The organism is Paenibacillus qinlingensis, from assembly GCF_031455095.1.
Taxonomy (GTDB): domain Bacteria; phylum Bacillota; class Bacilli; order Paenibacillales; family NBRC-103111; genus Paenibacillus_E; species Paenibacillus_E qinlingensis_A.
In genome coordinates, this window is the sequence record NZ_JAVDSB010000008.1 from 139,105 (window position 1) to 161,080 (window position 21,976).

Consider the following 21,976-nt stretch of genomic DNA (forward strand, 5'->3'; position numbering starts at 1 on the left):
GTTGGTATATACTTTTTTTACCAAAGGGGGAGACAGATCGCATGATGCTTCGCAATCAAGAGAGCAAATTCATGTATCGCAACATACTGCTTAGTATCGTTTTATCCATTGTCATAACACTGCTTGTCTCCTCAACGATCCTCTATGTTAATTTTGATAATATTGCACTTCAACAAGTGTATGAATCCGATTCCAACTCCTTGCTCCAAACAAGCCAAGAAATTCGAACCATAACGGAAACAGCAACCTCCCTGTCCTTTCAAATTTATCGCGATTTTGTGATCAGTAAATTGTTGTTTTACGATAAACCCGATATCTATGATGTCCAAGGCAGCATGTCTCAATTGAATTTATATCGTCTAGCCATGCCATTCATCGAATCAATTTATGTATACAATGGAAAATCGGAGCTCTTCTATGTCAGCTCTAACAATTTCCAGAGCGGTATCCAAACGAAAGCCACGCTAGGCGATCCTAGCATGATTGATATTCTCGATCATTTTCAGAATTATATCCCTTTCTTACCAATCCCCAGGTACTTCAAAGCAAACGGTCCAAACTCACTTGAATCAACTTCCATCGGGATCTATTCTTATTTGTGCTATGATGCGATTAATTTAAATAATTCCTTAAATTCGGCTGTCGTCGTCAATATTTCTGAATCCTTCTTCAATAAATCTTTGAAAAACGTAGCCAACAATCGAGCAAGCAATGAAATCATTATTAATAAAGAAGGCACTCTCATTTCCACAGATGGGACAAATCCCATCCTGTCCAATTATGCCGATAAGGGGTATATCCAACAGATTATCGCTAATCCATCCTCACCAGGCTATTTGGTCGATCAAGTGAATGGAACGAAATCATTAGTTTCGTACACAGCACCTGATTCTCTAGGTTGGCGTTATGTGCGTACAACCCCCTACACCATTATTACGGAAGAAATCCGAGACATGCGTCTCAAAACGATTTATATCTCCCTCACTATTCTTCTTGTGGGGCTGCTGATTTCACTCATTATGTCTAAACGACTCTTCGATCCCATCGATAAAGTCATTCGAAGCTTAAAAACGTTAGAGATAGAAAAACGTGATAATCTACAAATTCTGCGGCAAAATTTCCTGAGAAATATTATTATGGGAAGAGACGCTTATCACCCTCAGGCTTTGCAGTCAAAATTAACGTATTTTGGCTCCAACATCACAATCGGACATCCCTCTTTATTGCTTATGGTCAAAATGGATCGCTACGAAGAAAACATCCGCACCTATAAGGATCAGCTTACCTTGCTTCGCTATGCCGTTATGAATATTTGTACAGAGATCAGCTCAACAACCTATCACGCGGAGGGCGTCGATATGGGAGACGATCATATCATCCTGATTCTTTCTGCTAAGGAAGCGGATTTCATCTGGGAGTGCTCCGCTTTTGCCGAGTTACTCCAAAACATGCAAGCGTCCATCGCGTCCTTCATTAAGTTATCCGTATCAATCACCGTGAGTCCGCTGCAAGATGATGCCAATCAGAGCTTTCAGCTTTACAAACAGCTGCTAGAAGCCTCTTACCATCGCTTGTTTAGAGGCCATGGCTGTATCATTTCGTCAGAAGAAATCATTGCGTACCGCACCAAAGAGTACAAATTCCCCTCTCAAAAAGAAAGACAGCTTGTCGATTGTCTCATGACGGGTGATTCCGAAGAGGCTGAACGTATTTATACCGAGATCATTTATGAAACGTCTTTATATCCCTACACCGTCGTTCATTTGGCCATATCCCATCTAACGTTAACCGTCAATAATGTACTGACGACGATTAATAAGAATAATGCGCTTGCTTTCCCCCTTTATCTGGATGCTGCAGTCGCTTCTCTGACTCACGTAGAGACGATTGAAGAAATCAACGGACAATTCATTGACTTATTTAGGCAGCTACAGAAAAAGTTAGATGAAAAACGAAGCTCCAAACACGTGGAACTCATCAAAAAGATGAACGACATTATTGATCGGGATTATGCGAATCAAAATCTATCCCTCAATTCCATCGCCGACGAGCTAGCGATGTCCTCCATCTATATCAGCCGCTTGTACAAACAGCATACGATGATCGCCATTACCGATGTTATCCAAGATGTGCGCATGCATAAGTCCAAAGATTTACTCCTAAACACATCACTCTCCGTAGCTGAAATCGCTGAAAAAACCGGCTTCACAAGCGACTCCTATTTCTACCGGTTGTTCAAGAAATACAATGGCATCACCCCGAACGATTTCCGCAAGCAGCTGAAATACGAAAATACCCTTCATCAGAAAGGAATTGAAGAACGATGACATGGCTAACTGCACACGAAAACCAATTACACATTGTTTTTGAAGAAGCTAAGGAAGCAGTCCGCCAATTTCCAACGCCATTGGATCAGCTCGGTCTCGCCTATCTAGCCAAATTTGACGCAAGTCGTGAGGGTACTACCAAAAATTATATTTGCTATCTCCTCCCCTATTGGATGGAAGATATCAGTGAGCTTCGTGCCGAAACGCTGAATAAGCTGTCACTGGCCAATATATTCGTCATGCTCTATTACTTCATTCAAGATGATATTATGGATGCTGCCAAAGGGGAGCATGCGAGCAAGTTGCCTCTAGCTAACTTGTTTCACTTTCAGTTCCTGTCCATCTATCGGGAACTCTTTCCTTCAGATTCTCCCTTCTGGAGCTACTATGAGACGTATATTCTTGAATGGGCCCAAAGTGTAACGAATGAGCAGCAATCTGATTACTTTCATCAGGACAAATTGCAAATAGCCAAGAAAGCGAGTCCTGTTAAAAATGCCAGTACAGGCGCGCTTCTTCTAGCTAATCAATCGCATCTAATCCCCGCCGTCACAGCTGCGGTTGAGCAAACGCTTGTTACCCTGCAAATGTTGGACGATTGGGCAGATTGGGAAGAGGATCTAGTGGATGGATCCTATAATTGCTTATTATCATCCATCCGCAACACATTGCAGCTTTCGACAGCAGATGCCCTTACGCCTGAATTGATCAAAAAGCAGCTTTATGTTCATGATATGTTTGCTGCTTATGCCGGCATTGCGGACGCTCATCACGAGCATCTGCTAAGCTTGGCTGTCGGTATGGGGCAGCTCACCGCTTTCCATGATTCACTCGTACAGAATATCCATCGGGTGGCGAATGAAATCAAAGATAGAAGGGCTGCTTTACTCTCTGGCGGATTCTACTATTTTTTGTCTAATAATGATAAATTTTGATAGATTATTAGATATAGTCATGGTATACTTTTTCTTGTAGGAAAAATTACCCAAATGACTAGGAGTGAATACAAATGTCCACAAATGAAAGCGTAAAAGCCAAAATTATTCAAAAAGCTTGGGAAGATGAAGCCTTTAAACAACAACTTTTAGCCGATCCCAAAGCTGCGCTTAAACAAGCATTTAACATTACACTCCCAAACGATATCAAAGTTAAGGCTGTTGAAGAAACATCAACAGAATTCGTTCTAGTAATCCCTACAAATCCAGCTAAGATATTGGTTACTTCCAATGGTGCACAAGGTATCTGGTAGTCATATAAAAAAGGTGTCCGCTTCGTAAGCGGAACACCTTTTTTCAATTCACAATCACATAGGGGAAACGCATGATGACCTCTGTCCCTGCATACTTTTGACTTTTGAACTCAATGTTGCCTTTCATAATCTCGATAAGCCTAAAGGTGACCATTAAGCCTAAGCCTGTCCCCTTCGTTTTTGTTGAATAATAGGGCTCTCCTAGCTTTGCCAGCTGTATCGGCTCGATCCCCTCACCATTATCCTTGATATGGATAAAGACTTCCTCATTTTTCTTATACGCCCAAATATTAATTTGACCATCCACTTGGAACGCTTCGATACTATTCTTAATAATATTGATCAAGATTTGCTTCAGCTTCGAAGAGTTCCCATAGATGTGCAAATCCGCTGGTACGCTGACGGTGATTCTTCCACCATTCAATGTCGCTAAAGGAACAATGATTCCTTCAATCTGGCTAATTTCCTTACTCACATTTAATTCCACGATCTCATCCAGTTGCGGCTTCGCAAAGGTCAGAAAATCAGTAATGATCACGGAAGCCCTATCTAATTCTTCGATCGCAATACTCATATATTCCCTGTTCTTGTCGTCTGTTCTAGCTGCCACAAGCTGCAGAAACCCACGCGTAACTTGGAGCGGATTTCTCACCTCGTGCGCGACAGATGCCGCTAATGAGCTAATCATTTCCATCTTCTCCGATAGCTGCAACTGATGATTGTAGAATTCTAGTTCTTTCGAATAGTTCGACATCTGCTCCTGATTAATCGCAAATCTCCTACCCAGAATGACGATAAGTGCAATAATGAAGCCAACTACGCCAAATTTCCAAAGGAAAAACTGATACTTTTGATTATTCGCATAGTAGAGAATGAGATCAAACATCCCCATGAGTGCGAAAATAGCAAAACCAGAAGAGAAAATGACAGCCTCTCTATTGCCTTTTATGACAAAAAAGATAGAAAGTCCTATAATCGTAATAAATTGGATAATCATGATGGCACCTAAGAGGGTAACCGTGAACAAATGATAGGCACCAATAAATTGATAATCATTGAGTTGATTGAATAAGATTAATACAACACAGAACGTTGAATACATAATTTGAAACTTACGAAACCATCGAACCCATTTGAAACGGCCATTGTCGAAAATTTTCTCAAAAAAGTACGTTAACGCTGGCAGTAAGACAGCCAGTGAAATATCAAAAATATCTAAAAATACGACCCCAAAGCGGGTAAAATTGGCATAAAGAAAAGGCGAATAGGTAAGAAAAATTGTACCTAAGGTTAGAATGATTAAGCTTAGAGAAATCCATGTAGCCCGCCCTATTTTTTTCAAGTAGAAGGAACAAATAAGCATGATGACGGCAATAAAAAGAAAAGCAAACCCAAGAATAATATTCTGTAAATCACGGAAAATAAACGTTCGCGTCAAAGTGGAGTAATGATCTATCACGATGTCAGATTGAATGCCTAGACGCTCCATGGAGGTCTGAAGCTTTAGATACACAATCCCTCCAGCGTCTTCTGCACTCAGTGGAAATAGGCTGCGTTGTTGATCCGTAGGAAAATCAAATTTAACCTCATTTAGGAGCCGGCCTCCAATATACACGGACAAATGTTGCGCATAGATACGATCAATATACATGCCATAGTCCTTGGGCAACTGTTTCGGAAGTTGGATGCGTACCCAGGCTGTAGAAACTTTATCTGGCTTATCTGGCATCTCCGCTCCACTCTCGATGGTCATCCATTGATTCTCACGTGGCGAAGCCATGATATCCTCGATCTTATCCGTGGGAATTCCCCATAATAACGACCAATTTGGAATCGCTTTCATGCCATCAGGCTGCTCCGCGAAAACATGATTAGCCATAAATAAAAGCCCAATAAGGAGAACTAACCATGTTTTCCATCGCAATTGATGCTTTAGAAGCAATTGTTGCATGTATTCACCTTCCCCCAAGACACCTGTAAGTTATTTACATTAAATGAATTCGACGGGGGTTTGTGCTTTCCTTCTAAACCATGTAAACATTCTAAAAACAAAATAAAACACTTGCCCACTTTACTAGCAAGGCAAGCGTCCCTTAATAATCTGTAAACCAAAAGGTTTGGGCTGGTAAGGCTTCGGTGAGAAGCTGCCCCCGACTAACCACATGACGGCACAAAGGTTGTCCCCGAACAAGATCTATCTCATTGTCTGCTCGCAACATTATGAAGCTAGCAGGTAGTCCTACCGCAATTCCGTATTCGGAAAGCTGCAACGTTTGGGCAGCTCGTATGGTAATCATACGGACTAGCTCTGCAATTTCTTCGCGCCCCGTCATATGGGCAAGATGTGCAGCCATATGTGCGGCTTGCAGCATATTCCCCGTACCTAGCGGGTAGAATGGCGTCCGAATATCATCATGAGCAATACTGACATTAATGCCTGCCAGCCACATCTCCTTAATGCGAGCAATTCCGCGCCCTTTGGGACTACTATCGAATCGCCCTTGCATGGCGCTATTAATCAGCGGACAGCATACGATATGAATGCCCGATCTAGCCACGATGCCCAGTACTTTCTGAAAATACGCTTCACTATAATAAGCTGTCGCATTCACATGTGCGGCAGTTACTCGACTGCCTAGGTCTGAGCGTATCGCTAAATGAGCAACATTTTCCAAGAATGTGGAGTGAGGATCATCCATTTCATCGCAGAATACGTGCACGAAGCATCCGTACTTCTCCGCTATCCGGAAGCAGATTTCTAAGGAAGCTTCTCCTTCCGATCGCGTAGCCTCTAGATGCGGGACAGCACTTATGCCGTCTGCACCAAGCTCCAAGGCCAGTTCAAGCCGTTGTTCGTTATCGGGACAGGCACGAATCCCATCCTGCGGAAAGGCGATGACCTGCAATGTCAGATAAGGCTTAACACGCTCACGCAGCGCTAACAGCGCCCTTAATGCAGTGAGATTTGGATCTGAAATATCCACCATCGAACGTACATGAAGGACTCCTGTTGAGATTTGCATCCGAAGCACCTTCTCAGCACGTGCCATGACGTCCTCATACGTGAGTGTCCCTTTCCGTTTCTGCCAAATGCCTATCCCTTCGAACAGTGTACCACTCTCATTCCAATCAGGTTCCCCTGCAGTTAACACCGTATCTAGATGAATGTGCGATTCCACGAAAGGTGGCAGCAGCAAGTGCCCCGTCCCATCAACCTCTCGCTCGCCATGGTCAGCAACCTCACCCATCGCGACAATTTTGCCGTTTAACACACCGATATCTATAGGACCTTGGAACTCGTGATTACCGAGTACACGCACTTGACGATAGACCATATCAAGCAAATTTATCACCTCTTACCTAGAACTACGCGATTAATTATCACGCTTCATTTCAGACTCGTGCCAAGAGCTTAAGAGCCATTTCGCGAAGGCATTCACCAGCAGGAAGAAAATAATCCCTAGTGCGGAAGCCGATAACCCACAAGCGAACAAGTAAGGCGTCTTCAATCTCGCTGCTGCATACGTGATAGCATAGCCTAATCCACCTTGCCCACCGCCAATTCCGGCAATATATTCCCCGACAATGGCACCGACAACAGACAAAGTACAAGAAATTTTCAAGCCAGCCACAATATAAGGAAGCGCTGCAGGAATACGTAGTTTCCACATCGTTTGAAAGCCATTCGCATTATACAAATAGAAGAGGTTGCTCATATTTTGATCCGTCGAATTAAGTCCAATCAAGGTATTGGATAGCATGGGGAAGAATCCGATTAAGAACGTAATGATTACGATCGCGTTCATGCCAGCATCGAACCAGATCACGATTAATGGTGCAATAGCAACAATGGGAATTGTTTGTAAGATGATCGCGTAAGGATACACGCTTTTCTCAATCCATTTCGAGCTTGCAAGTAAAATAGCACCCGCAATACCCAGGATAATACTTAGGATAAATCCAAGTACAGCTTCAAAAGTTGTCGTTCGCACGGATACCCAAAGCCCGCTCCTGTTCTCAATGGCCGCTTTCACGATATCCGAAGGTTTAGGAACAAGATATACAGGCGCATTCGTCAAGGAAGCGATTAGCTCCCATCCGCCAATAAAGACCACGAACGCCACTAAAGGCGGCAGCAGCTGTTTGAGCAGCATCAACAACCGGCGACTAAACGGCACGCCCTCCTCCATGCGACTCATCCAAGCTGCACGCTCACGCGCAGGAAATATTTCATCAGGTAATATTTGCAAATACTTCGAATCGACAGCCATTGCACAGATCCCCCTTCTTTATGATTTACAAATGATTTTGCCAGGATTGAGAAGTCCCTTCGGATCATTCTCCCGTTTCTTGCGTTCCATACTGCCTACTTCACCACGACCACCTTGGTCGAGTACCCAAGTATGTGGATCGAATATTTTGACACCAACGGACTCGAAAAACGCGATAATTTCATATAAGCGTTCTTCCGTAGTAAACCTTACAACAGGAAGTGCCGATGGCGTCACAGCCCCGCCACTGCGCACCCACTCGACATGCAAATAAACCTCATCGCCGAACTTCGCTTTAATTTGCTTAATTTGTTCTAAGTAGCTATCCACTTTAAATCCTGCTTGCAGATATGTCATCGATGCATCAGTCTTCATAGCCCACAAGGTTGTATGGTTCCATGTAAAGTCGGATACACCTATTGTTTTTCGGTAGTTTTTGGCCTCAATTACGTGACCGATATGTCCGCCAAATTGATTCGCAAGTACCTCTACTAACCGTAATGTTTCTTCTGCAAACTCCAACATAACAGCAGCCATTTCTGGCATAATTACTTTGTTAAAGGGTACAAAATAGGAAGGAATTGGCCATTCCATTGGTGCGATAAGACGTTTAGGAATCGCTTCTTCTCGAGCGAGAGCCTCACCAAACTGCATCGCCTGCTCAAAGGTAGGGAATTGCGCAATGGCTTGCGCCCACTCGGTTCGCGGCGAAAGTGGCATGGTGACCTCGGTCAAAATACCCGTCGTCCCATAATTGTGGATATAGTTGTACAACTCAGGCCCAGTAACAACGAGGCGCTGTGGTGCTGATTCCATTGTATAAATCACAGCCTCGAGGACGTTGCCATCCCATAGATTGCCATGTGTAATTGAACCGATTCCACCAGAACCACCGCTCACAAATCCGCCAACGGTCGCCTTCACATACGTACTAGGGTATATGCGAATTTCTTGCCCAACTTCACGCGCTTTCTTATCAATAACCCCTAAACGCACGCCACACTGTAAACGAGCGAATCCAGACCCAATTTCTAGAATTTGATCCATACGACTTAGATCAAGCACAATCCCTTTCTGTAAAGGAACCGCCTGACCGTAATTGCCAGTCCCAGCACCGCGTACTGTCACAGGAATCCCATGGTGATAGCCAAATGCCAAAGCCCTGGCCACTTCCTCTTCATTGCGGGGCAGCACGACGACATCAGCCGATGCAATCCCCTCCAGCCTACGATTAAGTACAGGGGAGTACCAGTAATAATCCTTGGAAAGCTTATCTCTTGTTTCTTGATCGATGGATACGATTTCTTTCCCTAGCTGCTCTTCGACTTCATGAATCCAGGTAACTTCCGCTTCTGTGGACATGCTGTCTTCACCCTCTCGTCTTAATGGTCCAAAGCGTCATTGACAATGCGCACTAAATCGCTAAATTGCGTTGTTGTTCGGTAGGTTTCATCTCTTGGAAAAGGAACTGGTATATCGATGCGCGCTGAAATTTTGCCAGGCCGAGGTGTCATAACAACGACACTTGTCGATAAGAACACGGACTCGAACACATTATGTGTCACGAACAACACCGTCATCGATTTATCTTGCTGCCAAATATTGAGCAGCTCCATTTGCAAGGTTTGACGCGTAATTTCGTCCAACGCACCGAACGGCTCATCCATCAGCAGCAGCTTCGGCCTCGAAATTAGCGCACGCGCGATGGATACGCGCATTTTCATACCACCAGAAAGCTGCCTAGGCAGCACTTTCATGTAATCCTTCAATCCAACAAGCTCAAGCACTCGCTCCGCTTCTTGTTGTTGGGTCTTTTTATCCACTCCGCGTAATTCCAGCGGAAGCTTCACATTCGCCTCAACCGTCGACCACGGTAAGAGTGTATGATCTTGAAACACAAAAGCGATATCACTTTGCTTGCGCGCTTCCTTCGGTGTTGTTCCAAAGACATCCAACGAGCCTTTGCTTGGTTTGGATAAGCCGGTAATGATTTTGAAAATCGTTGATTTCCCGCAACCCGATGGACCTACAAAGCATAAGAATTCACCTTCTTGAATGGTCAGGTTGACATCCTGCAGGGCAATCGTTCCGTTCGGGTAAGTCTTGGAAAGATTCGTCATGCTCACGAAAGTAGATCCTGGGGACTGAGGGCTAACTGTGTCCATTAGCAAAGAATTTTTCGACATGCGTATCATCTCCTATACGTTTTAGTGGCTTACCAACTCTACTTGCTGAGTTTGAGCGATTGCATATCGAAGGCTTGGAATACGAGCAACGCCTCAGCGATATATGTCCCGTACTTATACGTCATATCCCTGCCTTTGGCTATCGTTGCCACCGTTGCATCGCCTGAGACGCCAGTATGAGAGAGATCATCCATCACCCAAGCAAAAGCCCGATTCCGCAGCGCCAGATAACGGGACTCTGGATAATTCGGATACTCCGTTGGTGCTGCATCCATGTTCACCCAGTGCGGCATCGCCGCCATCACGATGGATGTTTCCATATCACCAGCATGAATGCCCGCCTGTTTCTCTAGCGGTGTCATCCATTCATCAGCACCGCCAAGTCCTCCTGGATCTAAGCGAAATACAGCTAAACCCGTTTCGATGCGAATCTCTCTGCCCATCATGTTCAACAGATCCGTATTTCCGCCATGCGAGTTAACGAGAACGAGCTTCTGAAATCCGCTTTTCCGCAGGCTTTTGGCTATATCCATCACAACAGCCATTAACGTTGTTGCCGATAAAGTGATGGTTCCCGCATGACCTAGATGTTCTGTGCTCTTCCCGTAGGGGATAGCTGGCAACAACCATATATTCGGATCGTTAGGAAGCTGCTCGAAGGCTTCTGTCAACAGCACTTCCGAGATTAACGTATCGGTAAACACGGGCATATGTGGACCGTGCTGCTCAACAGCTCCAACCGGCAGTACGATTAACGCATTTTCTTTAGGAATCTCAGCCACTTGAAGTTTACTAAGACTTGGGAAGAAGCACTGATCCCAGGCTTTCCCTTGATAGCGATTGAATGTCATGCTGAGTACCTCCTGTAGGTTGGATCATGTATTTGCGAAAAAAGAACCAAACTCTTCCTAGAGGGGTTCTTTCTACTTGCCAATTTGGAGTATTGCGCTTCCTAAGCCTTCTTGGTTTGAAACTGCTTGATAGCCGCCGCAATATCTGCTACTCGCTCACCTAATCGCGCTGCCATCAAGAGCTCCCTTGGATCTGGCGACAATGAACTATCCGGACCAGCTAAGGTAGATGCCCCATAAGGCGAGCAACCGATCGCATCCGCCGTTAAGTACTCTGGATTTTCCGAATAAGGCAATCCCACGAAGATCATACCGAAATGGAATAGGGGTACCATCGCGGTTAATATGGCTGCTTCATGCCCCGTATGGATGGATGCTGTACTATTAAATATACCGGTCGGCTTGCCCTCAAGGGCACCCTCGATGCAAAGCTCTCCAGCCATCTCAAGGAACAATTTAACTTGCGCTGGCATCGTGCCATAATACGTCGGGAACCCCCAAAGGATCCCATCAGCCCAGCGTAGATCATCATTTGACGCGATTGGAATTTCTTTTTGCAGCGCTACTGTAGCTTCATACTTCTGATAACGATCTGTTAGGCGAAATTGCTTAGCTAATGTAGTGGAATTAGATGTCTTCTCCTGCACAGCAGGGGGTCTGTCTTGATCAGGTCTGATCACACGGTTCGCATCTGCTGCCATCTCAGGTATACGCACAATCCTCACAAGATGCGCACCAGATTGGCTAGCACCATCTGCTACGGCTTGCGCCATCTGGTACACATGACCAAATGCGCTGTAATAAATGACCAACAGATTAGCCATCTTGACGGTTCACCCTTTCGCGAATTCGGGCTTTTGGAACGATACAGCTTCACTTGCCTTCTGCCAGAACTGAGCTAAAGCATGGTTGTTCCACGCAGCTTTTGTACCTGGGGATCTGACGAAGCGTCCTTGGCTGTACACCCATCTTCGTTCAGGAAGCATGGTAAAGATTTCTTCGACGGAATGACCATCAACGATAACGAAGTTGGCTGGATTACCTTCTGTAATCCCATAGGCTGTAAGTCCAAGAACATGGGCGGGAGCTTCCGTAATCATTCGCAGCAATGTGCGAAGATCTGCGGGTCTGCCCATATGCGCAGCATAGGAAGAGATCAGTGCTATTTGAAGTAAATCCCCGCGCCCGAAAGGGTGGAAAGGATCATGAATATTGTCCGATGCAACTGCGATTGGGATGCCTCTCTCATGAATTTGCTTCAAGCGAGTGACGCCTCTTCTCACAGGAAAAGAATCATGTCTGCCTTGTAAATACAGATTAACTGCAGGCAAGGATACTGCCTTTAATTTGGCCTCTGCCATCTTGTCGATGATGCCGCCTGCATCCGCATCGGTCATCGAGGCTAATGCACACAAGTGATCAACGGTCACTCTGCCCTCGTAGCCTGTTTCTTTCGTGCGTTCTGCGACATATTCAACCGTTCGCATCTGTGGATTATCCGTTTCATCACAGTGTAGATCAATCGGTACATCGTATTTCTCTGCCATTTTGAAAATAAAATCAATATCTTCCTTAGGGGTTAACGATAAATGCGGCGCGCCACCAATGCCATCCACACCCATACGTAAAGCTTCCTCAATGGCTTCATTATCCAGCGACATGAAATTGTAGGGACACATTGGGAAGAGCTGCAAAGTCATGTAGGGTGCTAAGGCTTCTCTAGCCTCCAATGCGGCTTCAATTGTGCGTAAAGCAATGTCACGTGAAAATCGAAGATTAAAATCCAGATGCGTGCGAATGTGCGTAGTCCCAAAAGACAGAGCCTGTAGCGCAGATCGCATCATTCTGGCTTTAATTTCTTCTTTTGAGAATGTAGGCGATGCCGCCGAATAATTGCGAACAGCCTCTTCTAGCGTACCGCTAATATTCTCAACCGTTGTTAACGAGAACGCTTTGTCGAGATGCATATGTGAATCCACGAAGCCTGGCAGCAACATTTTACCTTCAAGATCAAGTGTTGTGATGCTGGACGTTTCTCCATATTGATTAGGATTCCATGACTCCAGCGAGGTTGAAAGGGACGCAGCGGCATCTGCTTCTTGCAGTCGAATGTGTGTCCAATTCCCATCGCGAATCGAGAGACGATATAATTCCCCTTCATTTAATAATGGCAATCTGACGTTACATAGATCGATATTGTTGTTAGAAGCCAATGCCGCCACCTCCCGAAGTTTTGTTTATTTCTTAGGCAAAAATTGTGTCGTAAACACTTTATCAATGTTCTCAGCCGTCTTCAGAACGCCAACTTCCACCAATTGCTTCTGCACTTCTTCCCATCTCTCTTTGGTCATGATGCCTGTGCCCTTGGTCGCTGCATCGCCACCGAATACAAAGTCCATTTCTTTCGCTGCACTATACTTCATCATGTCGAGGCCCATATCTGGATTCTTCGTTTGGATGCTTGGGTTGATCTCATCGGAATGATCTTTGTAATAATCCCAACCCTTTACTGTTGCTTCAACGAAAGCTTTGACTTGATCGGGATGCTCGGCAATCATTTTCTCTGTCGTGAAGTACACGCCAGCATAAATTTTATAACCAGAATCGGCTACCAAGAGTGTGCCATAATCAACTTTTTGTTGATCCATCGTGAATGGCTCTGAGGTCACGTAGCCTTGCGTTAGCGCTGTTTTGTCACTCACGAAGTTCACTAATTGACCTGTATATTTCATTTCTTGTGCATTCGTTAATTTGTATTTGTTCTTAATAAATTGCCAGAAGCTCGCCGTGGATGCTACGTACACTTTGTGCGTGTTTAAGTCTCCGAAGTCTTTTACACCCGAATCCTTATGATAAAACAGGGCTTGTGGACTCTTCTGCATCGAGGTTGCAATAGCTACTACAGGAATCCCCTCTTGTCTGGCTACCAAAATATCATCACCGTTCGCCATCCCGAATTGGGCTTTACCAGAAGCTACAATCTGTGTCGAGGAAACGGAAGGACCACCAGGCATTAATGTCATATCAAAGCCTGCATCCTTGTAGTAGCCTTTGGACAATGCTGCGAAATTCCCGCCATGCTCAGGCTCAGCGAACCAGTTCAACACCACCGTTGCTGGAACAATCGGCTTGGCTGCTGGAGCTGCTGATGCTGCAGGAGAAGCCGCCGCCACCGTTGGTGCTGCTGCTGGCGCTGACGAGGAAACGGGCGTACTGGAACTTCCGCACGCGGCTAGCAAACTGGAAATCATCACTAAACTAAGGGATACAGCTCCTGGGCGTTTCGTTGCAAGTGCAAGTGTACGTTGAATTTGTTTCATGGTTAACTTCCCCTCCATATTGGTTTTTTCTATGTCTACGAATCTTGTTTAACCTTGAGTCAAATATACGTTTCACGGCTTGTTTGCGTCAACAAATAGACTAACGTTTTGTAATTTTTCACAATAAAAGTACGTCTTTTAATCACTTTTACAACTATATAATTATTGTAAATTGAATATTTCCATTAAAACCCGAACAATGTACCTTGGAGCTAAACTGTCCCAACCACCACACCTAATTCTCTTAGCCAACGACGATATGCTATGGAGAAGCGGTCCACCTTATGATTCAGCTCAACTTGCAGATCTAATGGCAGCAACTCCGGCTTCTGCGTCTCAATGACTCTAGCATCCTGTTCAAACACGATGTCTTGGAATTTAATGAAGTTCGCATCATCAACGTCGTACGCATAGTTACGTGAAACCATCATAAAGACAACACATTCTTCAGCGGCTACAGGCAGAACGGTGAGCATAATCCATAACGTTTGACCATTACTTGGATCCGCCTTCGATAGTCTAGCTGACAATGGCCGATACACTTCCTTCATATAGACATACGTAGTGCCCTCACTTTTATCCGAACCCGAATGCGCAACAGGCTGGAAGATCGGAATATTTTCGATATAGATGCGATCCTCTTCTTTGACAACCTGGAAATCAGGAAGCTCGGCATAATCTGGGTGACCTAGTAAATCTTGATGAACGAACATTAAGTGAGCGAAGTCTGTGAAATTTTCAATGACACGCGTCCCTGCTGCAGCAACCTTATAGGGTCCGCACGGAAGAGGGTGGTACTCAGGATTCGCAAACTCTTCAAAATGCGGGATTGGGGCTGCTGGTTCACCAATACATACCCAGATGAAGCCATATTTTTCTTCACAAGCATACGTCACGGCTTTCGCGCGAAGTGGAATCTTCTCGCCTTTGGGTTGTGCAGGAATACAGACACACTGTCCAGAGGAGTCGTACTGCCAGCCATGATACGGACAGACCAGCACATCATCTTTGACCCACCCCTTGGATAACATGGCTCCACGATGGACGCAGAGATCTTGCATGGCGTGAACGCCTCGGCTTGAGCGATAAAGGGCCACTCTTTCTCCTAAAATGATGACACCTACCGGTTGATCTTTCAGCTCAGATGCAAGGTACACCGCATGCCAATCATTTTCAAGAACGGGATCATGTAGACGTTGTAATGCCATAGAATTCATCCTCCTCTAATTGGACCTACATTTGATTAGCAAAAATAGGGTACTGCCCCGCTAACTTACTTCTAAGTACGTCAACTCTGGCTTGCGCTCTTTTTAAAACTTCCTGCTCATCAATCCATGTGCTCTTGCCATGTTCTACGACTACTTGCCCGCCTACCATCACCAAATCGACATCGTTGCCATTCGCATTATAGACTAGAGCTGAAGAAGCGCGATGCACGGGACTTATATGGGCTTTCATCATATCAACTGTTACTAGATCTGCTTTCTTCCCAGGTTCGAGACTGCCTAGATCTTGGCTTCGGCCTACTGCCTTTGCGCCATTTACGGTTGCCATTCGCAACACATCCATGGGGGGTAATAATGTGGCATCCAGCTCATTCACTTTGTGCAAGCACGCAGTAAACTTCAGCACTTCAAGATTGTCTTGGCAGTTGTTGCTGCCAGGGCCATCTGTTCCTAGGGCAACATTGATGCCCATCTGCAGCATCTCAGGTACACGTGCAACACCAGAGGCTAGATACATATTGGAAACAGGGCAATGAATGACGGATGCTTGTTTTTCTTTGATGAGCTCGAGCTCTCTGTCGTCCAGCCAAACACCATGAACAACCTGTGTCTGATCGCCGAGTAAGCCTACTTCATTTAGGAGTTCCAAATTCCTAAGACCGTATCGCTCCATTGTCGTCTCAATTTGCTCGCTCGTTTCTGCGACATGTACATGAGAAATGAGTTTGCGATCTCGACTGAACACCGCAGCTCGTTCGAGGTATTCCCGGGAACAACCATATAAGTTGAGTGGACCAAGTGCTATTCGGATGCGGCCATTTCCTGCGCCTTCCCATTGATCAAGTAATTGATCTGTGGCGTTGAAAACCTGCTCACCAGTCTCTCGCAATCGAACTTCTCCTGCTAGGTCAGAGCCTCCTCGTGCCAAATGTCCTCGAATCCCTGAATCTACCATCGCCCTTAGCACACTGGCATCATTCTCTGGATACGTGTGGATATAGTGATGATCCATCATATACGTCGCACCAGATTTCAAATTCTCAATGCAACCGATTAATGCAGCTAAATAGAAATCCTCTGGCTCCATCGCGAGACTCATCGGCCAAATAATCTCTTTTAGCCACTGTGCTAAGGGGGAGTGATCGGATACGCCTCGCATAAATGTTTGGAACAGATGTGTATGACCGTTTACGATACCGGGAATAACTACTTTTCCCTCTGCATTGTATCGGTAAGTGGCCTCAGTGAGCAGGTGATCTAAGCTGCCATCCGACTTCCATTCGCCAACTTCACAAATGACATCATGCTCCATGTACACATAGCCTGGTTTGAACATTTGGTTCGTGGCATCCATCGTCAGGACGGTTCCGTTGTAGATGAGTTTTTTGGACATGTGACAGCCTCTTTCATGTTATATTGTTTAACATTAAAAGTATTTTTGGATTTTCATGTTATATTAATTAACACGATTATATGTATACATTCTAGTATCGTCAACATCATGTGTAAATGCATACTACAAAAATGATTGCGTTTATTCGCGTTTTTTATAATAATTGATTAACATCTGTTATTTTTAAAGTGTTTTTTGTAGCAAATAATGAAGATAGCATGGAATAATGAACAATTGTATATATTTTCAGAAAATTTGAGGAGTGATATTCATGTTAGATTTGCACGATCTCGACCCCGTTGATCAAGAAATTATTAAGTTGCTGCATGAGAATAGTCGAATGTCCTATGCGAAAATAGGTGGAATTTTGAATCTATCGCGTGTCGCCATTCAAAAGCGCGTTGAAAACCTTATCGACAATGAAATTATCGAGAATTTTACGATACGTTTGAATGCAACAAAGCTAGGGAAGGTAGTAAGTGCTTTCTTCGAAGTGGAAGTGGAGCCGCGCTACGCGGAAGAAGTTGGAAACACACTCTCGGCTGATCCGAATGTGGTGTCGATCTACCAAATGACGGGAACTAGCTCCTTGCATATGCATGCCTTATTGAAGGATGACGCTGCGTTGGAGGAATTCCTCTATAAGAACATCTACAAGTTAAACGGCGTCGTGCGGGTGAACACACAAATGGTCATTAAACGATTCAAGCAGGGGACTGGTCTGGAGCTATGATTTGGTGGATTGGCAGCAACTGGGTGGGAGAGGTTGTCTGCCTTCAATTCGGCAGGCGAGGTGACAGCTTGATAGTAATGCTGCTGAATGTGAAAATTGTGGCAGGCTTGGGTGTTAAATAGCATCATTCGGCCCTTTTAGAGCTCTCCGTCGCCGCAAAATTCTCAAACCTTTCAACCCTCTCAAACTACTCACCCCATCAAACTCAATTAACTGGAAAAACTCCAGCTATTTCGTCAATTTAAGGTGAAATTTATAGATTAGATGGAAAAAGTACATTTAATTCTCTCGATTCTGTGGATTTCGACGATTTCGGCTGAAACAGCTGTACTTTTACAGTTATTTCAAATAAAACGAAGATTAACAAGATAATAGCTACATATTTTCCATCTATTCCTTTAGCTGACCGCTTAGGCTTGGGTTGAAGACGCGGATTTTGGTTTGAGCTTGGGGGCGGGGGCGGGCACTATTGGAGACGGCCTTGCGGTGGCACTTTACACAAGCTCTTCCTCTACATACAAAAAGCTGCTTCCAAGTAGATCTCTCCACTTGGAAACAGCTTCCCATGTTACAGCTTCAAGCGATACATCGCTTTGTTCTCCAACCCGCGAATCATCGGCGTCCATTGATCGGACTCCGGTGTAAGTAGCAACGTGTCCTCAACCATTTGCAGCTTCGCATCCATCGAGTCGATATAATGAAGCGCGACAGCTTCCGGAAGCTGTGGCAGAACAGGACTTCCCCACTCTGGTAAGTTATGGTGGGACAATACAATATGCTGCAATCCAATGACGATGTCCGATTGAAGATCAACCCCATGGTGCAAAGCAGCCTCTGTAATCCAATTGGAGGCCATAGAGATATGCCCCAATAGCTTACCTTGCACGCTATAGTCAGAGACAATGCCGAGCTGCGAGATCATTTCCTCTGGCTTCGCGATATCATGGAGAATGATGCCCGCTTTGATCAGGTCAGCATTAAGAAATGGACGCTGTTTGCAAATAAATTCACCGAGCTCGAGCATCCGCACGATATGATAAGCAAGTCCTGCGAAATACGCATGGTGATGCGTTTTGGCCGCTGGATAATGATCCAGTTTATCTTGTACCTTCGCGACACAGAACGAGACGATGGACTGAATCGTTGGGTTCGTTATACTCGCTAATACATGATTAATCGTATGAATGAGGTCGGTTGGACTGATCGGCGCAGAGCGGATAAAATCAGTGATTTGCACGCCATCTTCCGGCAGTGCTTTGCGAATCTTGCCAACCTTCACTTGCAAACGTTCGCGGTACAATTGAACAAGTCCCTGCACCTTCACTAACGTCATCGGAAAGAATGTCTCTTTGTCCGCAGCGCTGACGTCCCACATCTTGGCGGACACCTGTCCACTCGCATCGCAGAGTACAATATCCATGAAATCTTTGGCAGGTGTTGTATTCGTTTGTTTAATTTCCAATTCTTTAATTAAGTAAAAGCCCGTAAATTCATCTGGTGCCTGAAAATGTTTAATTAATGTCATGTATGTGCCTCCAATAATCAATAGGAACATTATACTACGAAATAGGCCCAATTGATTAGTGTCACGCTTAGAAATTTATACCGCATCCTTCTTGCCAGCACATGACTCCGAAATCACATGACATACTCCCTAAAAACTTCATTCAAATACACATACTTACTCTCTGGATATTTGAAACCGAGAAAGAAGCCAGAGAAATCAATGTCAACCGAGACTAACCTCCGACTTGTTACAGTGCTCCGTACCAAGCGATTCAACAATACCTTATTCTGCGTATTAATCGCCTTCACGATAAGCGCCGCGTAATAGGGGTTACAACTAATCTCCTTATACAGCGGAATAACGGCCTTCGCGATGGCACGATTTATCGTGGAGCTGAATGTGAATTGCACTTGCCCTGGGCGAATCGTGGTGCCATTGGTGATCTCTAGCAGCGGCTTCGGCAACGGAAAATCAACGAACCACCCTACACCATTAGATCCAAGGGCCGATAGTGGTTCTGCGCCGATGACCGAACGCAGCAGCTTATTCATCCGGGCAATATCTGTTTTCCGCACAGCTGTTGCCCACTGTATGGAAAAAGTAAGGCTGCTAGCAAGCTTACGATAAAATGGCAGCATGATTGTAGCAACCTTGCGTATGGCATACACCCGTTGTTGGATAGGTCTTGTTGCAGACATGCTAGCTTTCGATGTCAACTTCCATTTTCGATTAATTCTCATCCATGTTCACACTCCCAAACTCCATATAGAGTAGACTATTGCTAATGTCGGGAGATGGTGCGGGCTTGGTAAGCCAACGTTGCAAGTTGAAAACCCAAAAAATCTGCCTTCCTCCTAGGGAGAATCGACAGATTTTCGTTGTAGTGCCATTAAAGACGTCTTACTAGAACTTCGTCTCCTGCTGTATTCCACTCCCAGGAGTAGCCTAGCACTTCCGCGAGTTTCGCCCAACTTACAAGTACAAAATTGTTCAGTATCTGAACGTCTGCCGACTCAATCGTTCCTGATTTCCCCTTGAACGTGTAAAGGATTCGTTTGTTTTCTTCATCATAAGTAGCATCGCCAAGGCCTATCTTCTCGAATGTCTGACTTAACGGCACCCAGGGGATACCATTAATGACAATAGGCTTAATGCCATTGTATGTGATGGCCTGACCTTCCACGCTAACCCGAATGAATGGCAGATGATGGGCAATCCTATTGCCTTTCAGCAGCGTAATCCTTCCACTATTCAATTCCGCTTTCTCTCCCTCAGAGAGATGAGCGATTTTATTCTTGGCTGTTATGCGATCATCTAGCTTGATCTGATATTTGTGTTCCATCCGTTCATGAAGTCGCTTAATTTCCTCTGATGATGTCGACTTCAAACTTCTTCCATTCATTTGCCCCATGAGCACACCGATTGTTTCCCCAGCCATTGCTCCGTTCGGTTGAATCCTTGCACTTCCATAGGCCACCGCTGTTGCCCCAACCAGCTTCCCCGTAGTTACAACGTTATCGTAGTCATGCAGCAAGTAGCTTCGCAAAGGAATCCCATATTTATCTGGACGACCGATAGCTAATCCTTCCCGATTGGAGCGCGAACCTTGAATGTCCATAAAATAGCCGCCAATGCTTACGTTATCCCAGAACATGCGGCCACTCATTAAGTCTGAGGCTTGCAGGACATATTCGGTTGGGTAGTGATTAAACTCTCGGATGTACAGTTCGTTAGGTTCTCCACCTATTTCCAACTGCTCGAAGCCCACCATGTGATTACGAAGATGATCGCGTATGAAGGGCATTTCTGCTTTCGCCAACGCCATACCTCGTTGAATCGTTTCTTTCTGGCTCGGATCGATACCATATACCTGCAACGCGTTAATAATAATTTCTCCGTTACCTTGATTCAGGATGTTCAATCCTCGAAGGTTCAGATCCTGCTTGTTACGCAGTTCATACGCCGATACAACTGGCGGGAACCCATAGGCGATGTGTGAATTCACATAACTTTCAGGTCCGTATTTGTGTGCTCTCTCTACTTTATTCATTTTCCAATAATGCGTTTGAAACTTGTCCCAGTCGACCCCTTTGAATTTCATCATATACGTGCCGCTCATATATTCGCGTTCCTTACTCCCATATAGCGCTTCCAACCCTGGGAGAGGCTCCACATTAAGCTTGCGAATGAAGGCAGCATCATCCGAATTATCTACGAAATAGGAAGGCTTTACTATTCGCCTTTTTCCATTACCGTCAAGATAAGTTAGCGAATCTACTTTGTTCCCTGACATGCTCACGTCTTCAAGAACAACATTTTTCTCTAGTGGAATTCCTTCAATTATCCTATGAAAATAATGAGCAAAATCTGTTTTAGTACGAACGCTTCCTTTCGTGTACTGCTGAAATAACTCCTTCATACCGCCTTGCATGAGCTGGTCACCATCATCATCATAGGTACCATCGAGATAGAGCATTTCCCCCTGGATAAGCTGTCCACCCAATCTGCCCTTCGTTTCAAGGATTAATACGCCTAGGCCTTCCTGTTTAGCCCTTTGTGCGAGATACATCCCTTCAAGCTCGGTTCCCATCACAACGACATCAGGCCGAAAAGACGTTTGTGTATGCAGCGTGAAGCCGCCGTCACTATCTCGGTGCAATCCGAAATAGCCTAACACTCCGCCAACAGCCGCGACGATGATGAGAATGCTACAGATTACTGTCGATTTCATATTACTCATGAACCAATTTTTCAATATTCATCACCCTGCTGCATCGAATTAGTGCTTCCCTTATTGTATGCATAAAGTGGAAAAAAACCAACAAAAAAGTCAACAGATACGATTAAGCAATAGGAGTTATGTAAAAAAAGAGCTAACCGATTTCACGATGGAAATCAATTAACCCAGCCATA

Annotated in this window: 19 protein-coding genes; 5 read left to right on the forward strand and 14 right to left on the reverse strand. The window is 44.9% G+C overall.

All coding sequences use genetic code 11. The annotated features are described in order from the left end of the window. The first annotated feature begins 41 nt into the window (after window positions 1-41). The 3 genes from J2736_RS20770 (at window position 42) to J2736_RS20780 (ending at window position 3,576) form a co-directional block, all read left to right on the forward strand. A complete protein-coding gene (locus J2736_RS20770; RefSeq protein ID WP_310500492.1) occupies window positions 42-2,327 on the forward strand; it encodes a helix-turn-helix domain-containing protein in 2,286 nt (761 codons plus the stop codon). Beyond that, window positions 2,324-3,262 (forward strand): hypothetical protein, encoded by a 939-nt coding sequence (locus J2736_RS20775; RefSeq protein WP_310500493.1) that lies wholly within the window; start codon window positions 2,324-2,326, stop codon window positions 3,260-3,262. Before J2736_RS20770 ends, J2736_RS20775 begins: the two co-directional genes overlap by 4 nt. Before the next feature lie 74 nt (window positions 3,263-3,336). Then, window positions 3,337-3,576, forward strand: a complete 240-nt coding sequence (locus J2736_RS20780; RefSeq protein WP_310500494.1) for an NHLP leader peptide family RiPP precursor — start codon at window positions 3,337-3,339, stop codon at window positions 3,574-3,576. 43 nt (window positions 3,577-3,619) lie between these two features. Here J2736_RS20780 and J2736_RS20785 read toward each other — a convergent pair whose 3' ends face one another. The 11 genes from J2736_RS20785 to J2736_RS20835 form a co-directional block, all read right to left on the reverse strand. Beyond that, window positions 3,620-5,527: a HAMP domain-containing sensor histidine kinase gene (locus J2736_RS20785; RefSeq protein ID WP_310500495.1), complete on the reverse strand. Its 1,908-nt coding sequence runs from the start codon at window positions 5,525-5,527 to the stop codon at window positions 3,620-3,622. Window positions 5,528-5,669: 142 nt separating this feature from the next. Continuing rightward, complete coding sequence (locus J2736_RS20790) at window positions 5,670-6,911, reverse strand: amidohydrolase family protein (protein WP_310500590.1); 1,242 nt, start codon at window positions 6,909-6,911, stop codon at window positions 5,670-5,672. A 39-nt stretch (window positions 6,912-6,950) separates the two neighbouring features. Further along, window positions 6,951-7,730: an ABC transporter permease gene (locus tag J2736_RS20795; RefSeq protein ID WP_397341245.1), complete on the reverse strand. Its 780-nt coding sequence runs from the start codon at window positions 7,728-7,730 to the stop codon at window positions 6,951-6,953. Between the two features lie 135 nt (window positions 7,731-7,865). After that, window positions 7,866-9,209, reverse strand: a complete 1,344-nt coding sequence (locus tag J2736_RS20800; protein WP_310500496.1) for an FAD-binding oxidoreductase — start codon at window positions 9,207-9,209, stop codon at window positions 7,866-7,868. Window positions 9,210-9,229: 20 nt separating this feature from the next. Then, window positions 9,230-10,033: an ABC transporter ATP-binding protein gene (locus J2736_RS20805; RefSeq protein ID WP_310500497.1), complete on the reverse strand. Its 804-nt coding sequence runs from the start codon at window positions 10,031-10,033 to the stop codon at window positions 9,230-9,232. Window positions 10,034-10,071: 38 nt separating this feature from the next. Next, a complete protein-coding gene (locus tag J2736_RS20810) occupies window positions 10,072-10,884 on the reverse strand; it encodes a creatininase family protein (RefSeq protein WP_310500498.1) in 813 nt (270 codons plus the stop codon). A gap of 101 nt (window positions 10,885-10,985) precedes the next feature. Next, window positions 10,986-11,708, reverse strand: coding sequence for an NAD(P)H-dependent oxidoreductase (locus tag J2736_RS20815; protein WP_310500499.1), 723 nt, complete (start codon window positions 11,706-11,708; stop codon window positions 10,986-10,988). Between the two features lie 9 nt (window positions 11,709-11,717). Continuing rightward, window positions 11,718-13,097, reverse strand: coding sequence for an amidohydrolase family protein (locus J2736_RS20820; RefSeq protein WP_310500500.1), 1,380 nt, complete (start codon window positions 13,095-13,097; stop codon window positions 11,718-11,720). A gap of 24 nt (window positions 13,098-13,121) precedes the next feature. Continuing rightward, window positions 13,122-14,204: an ABC transporter substrate-binding protein gene (locus J2736_RS20825; protein WP_310500501.1), complete on the reverse strand. Its 1,083-nt coding sequence runs from the start codon at window positions 14,202-14,204 to the stop codon at window positions 13,122-13,124. 212 nt (window positions 14,205-14,416) lie between these two features. Next, window positions 14,417-15,412 carry an aromatic ring-hydroxylating dioxygenase subunit alpha gene (locus J2736_RS20830; RefSeq protein WP_310500502.1) on the reverse strand — a complete coding sequence of 332 codons (996 nt, stop codon included), beginning with the start codon at window positions 15,410-15,412 and terminating at the stop codon, window positions 14,417-14,419. A 25-nt stretch (window positions 15,413-15,437) separates the two neighbouring features. Then, complete coding sequence (locus J2736_RS20835; protein ID WP_310500503.1) at window positions 15,438-16,823, reverse strand: amidohydrolase family protein; 1,386 nt, start codon at window positions 16,821-16,823, stop codon at window positions 15,438-15,440. A gap of 271 nt (window positions 16,824-17,094) precedes the next feature. On the opposite strand from J2736_RS20835, the gene J2736_RS20840 reads away from it, so the two are divergent. Then, complete coding sequence (locus J2736_RS20840; RefSeq protein WP_310500504.1) at window positions 17,095-17,556, forward strand: Lrp/AsnC family transcriptional regulator; 462 nt, start codon at window positions 17,095-17,097, stop codon at window positions 17,554-17,556. Then, entirely contained in the window at window positions 17,553-17,678 is a 126-nt protein-coding gene (locus J2736_RS20845; RefSeq protein WP_310500505.1) for a hypothetical protein, read from the forward strand. Before J2736_RS20840 ends, J2736_RS20845 begins: the two co-directional genes overlap by 4 nt. Window positions 17,679-18,124: 446 nt before the next feature. Here J2736_RS20845 and J2736_RS20850 read toward each other — a convergent pair whose 3' ends face one another. The 3 genes from J2736_RS20850 to J2736_RS20860 all read right to left on the reverse strand — a co-directional run bounded on the left by J2736_RS20850 (window position 18,125) and on the right by J2736_RS20860 (window position 21,794). Then, complete coding sequence (locus J2736_RS20850) at window positions 18,125-19,081, reverse strand: 3'-5' exoribonuclease YhaM family protein (RefSeq protein ID WP_310500506.1); 957 nt, start codon at window positions 19,079-19,081, stop codon at window positions 18,125-18,127. Between the two features lie 113 nt (window positions 19,082-19,194). Beyond that, window positions 19,195-19,761: a hypothetical protein gene (locus J2736_RS20855; protein WP_310500507.1), complete on the reverse strand. Its 567-nt coding sequence runs from the start codon at window positions 19,759-19,761 to the stop codon at window positions 19,195-19,197. Window positions 19,762-19,952: 191 nt separating this feature from the next. Then, on the reverse strand, window positions 19,953-21,794 hold the full coding sequence (locus J2736_RS20860; protein ID WP_310500508.1) for an FAD-dependent oxidoreductase: 1,842 nt from the start codon (window positions 21,792-21,794) through the stop codon (window positions 19,953-19,955). Window positions 21,795-21,976: the final 182 nt, after the last annotated feature.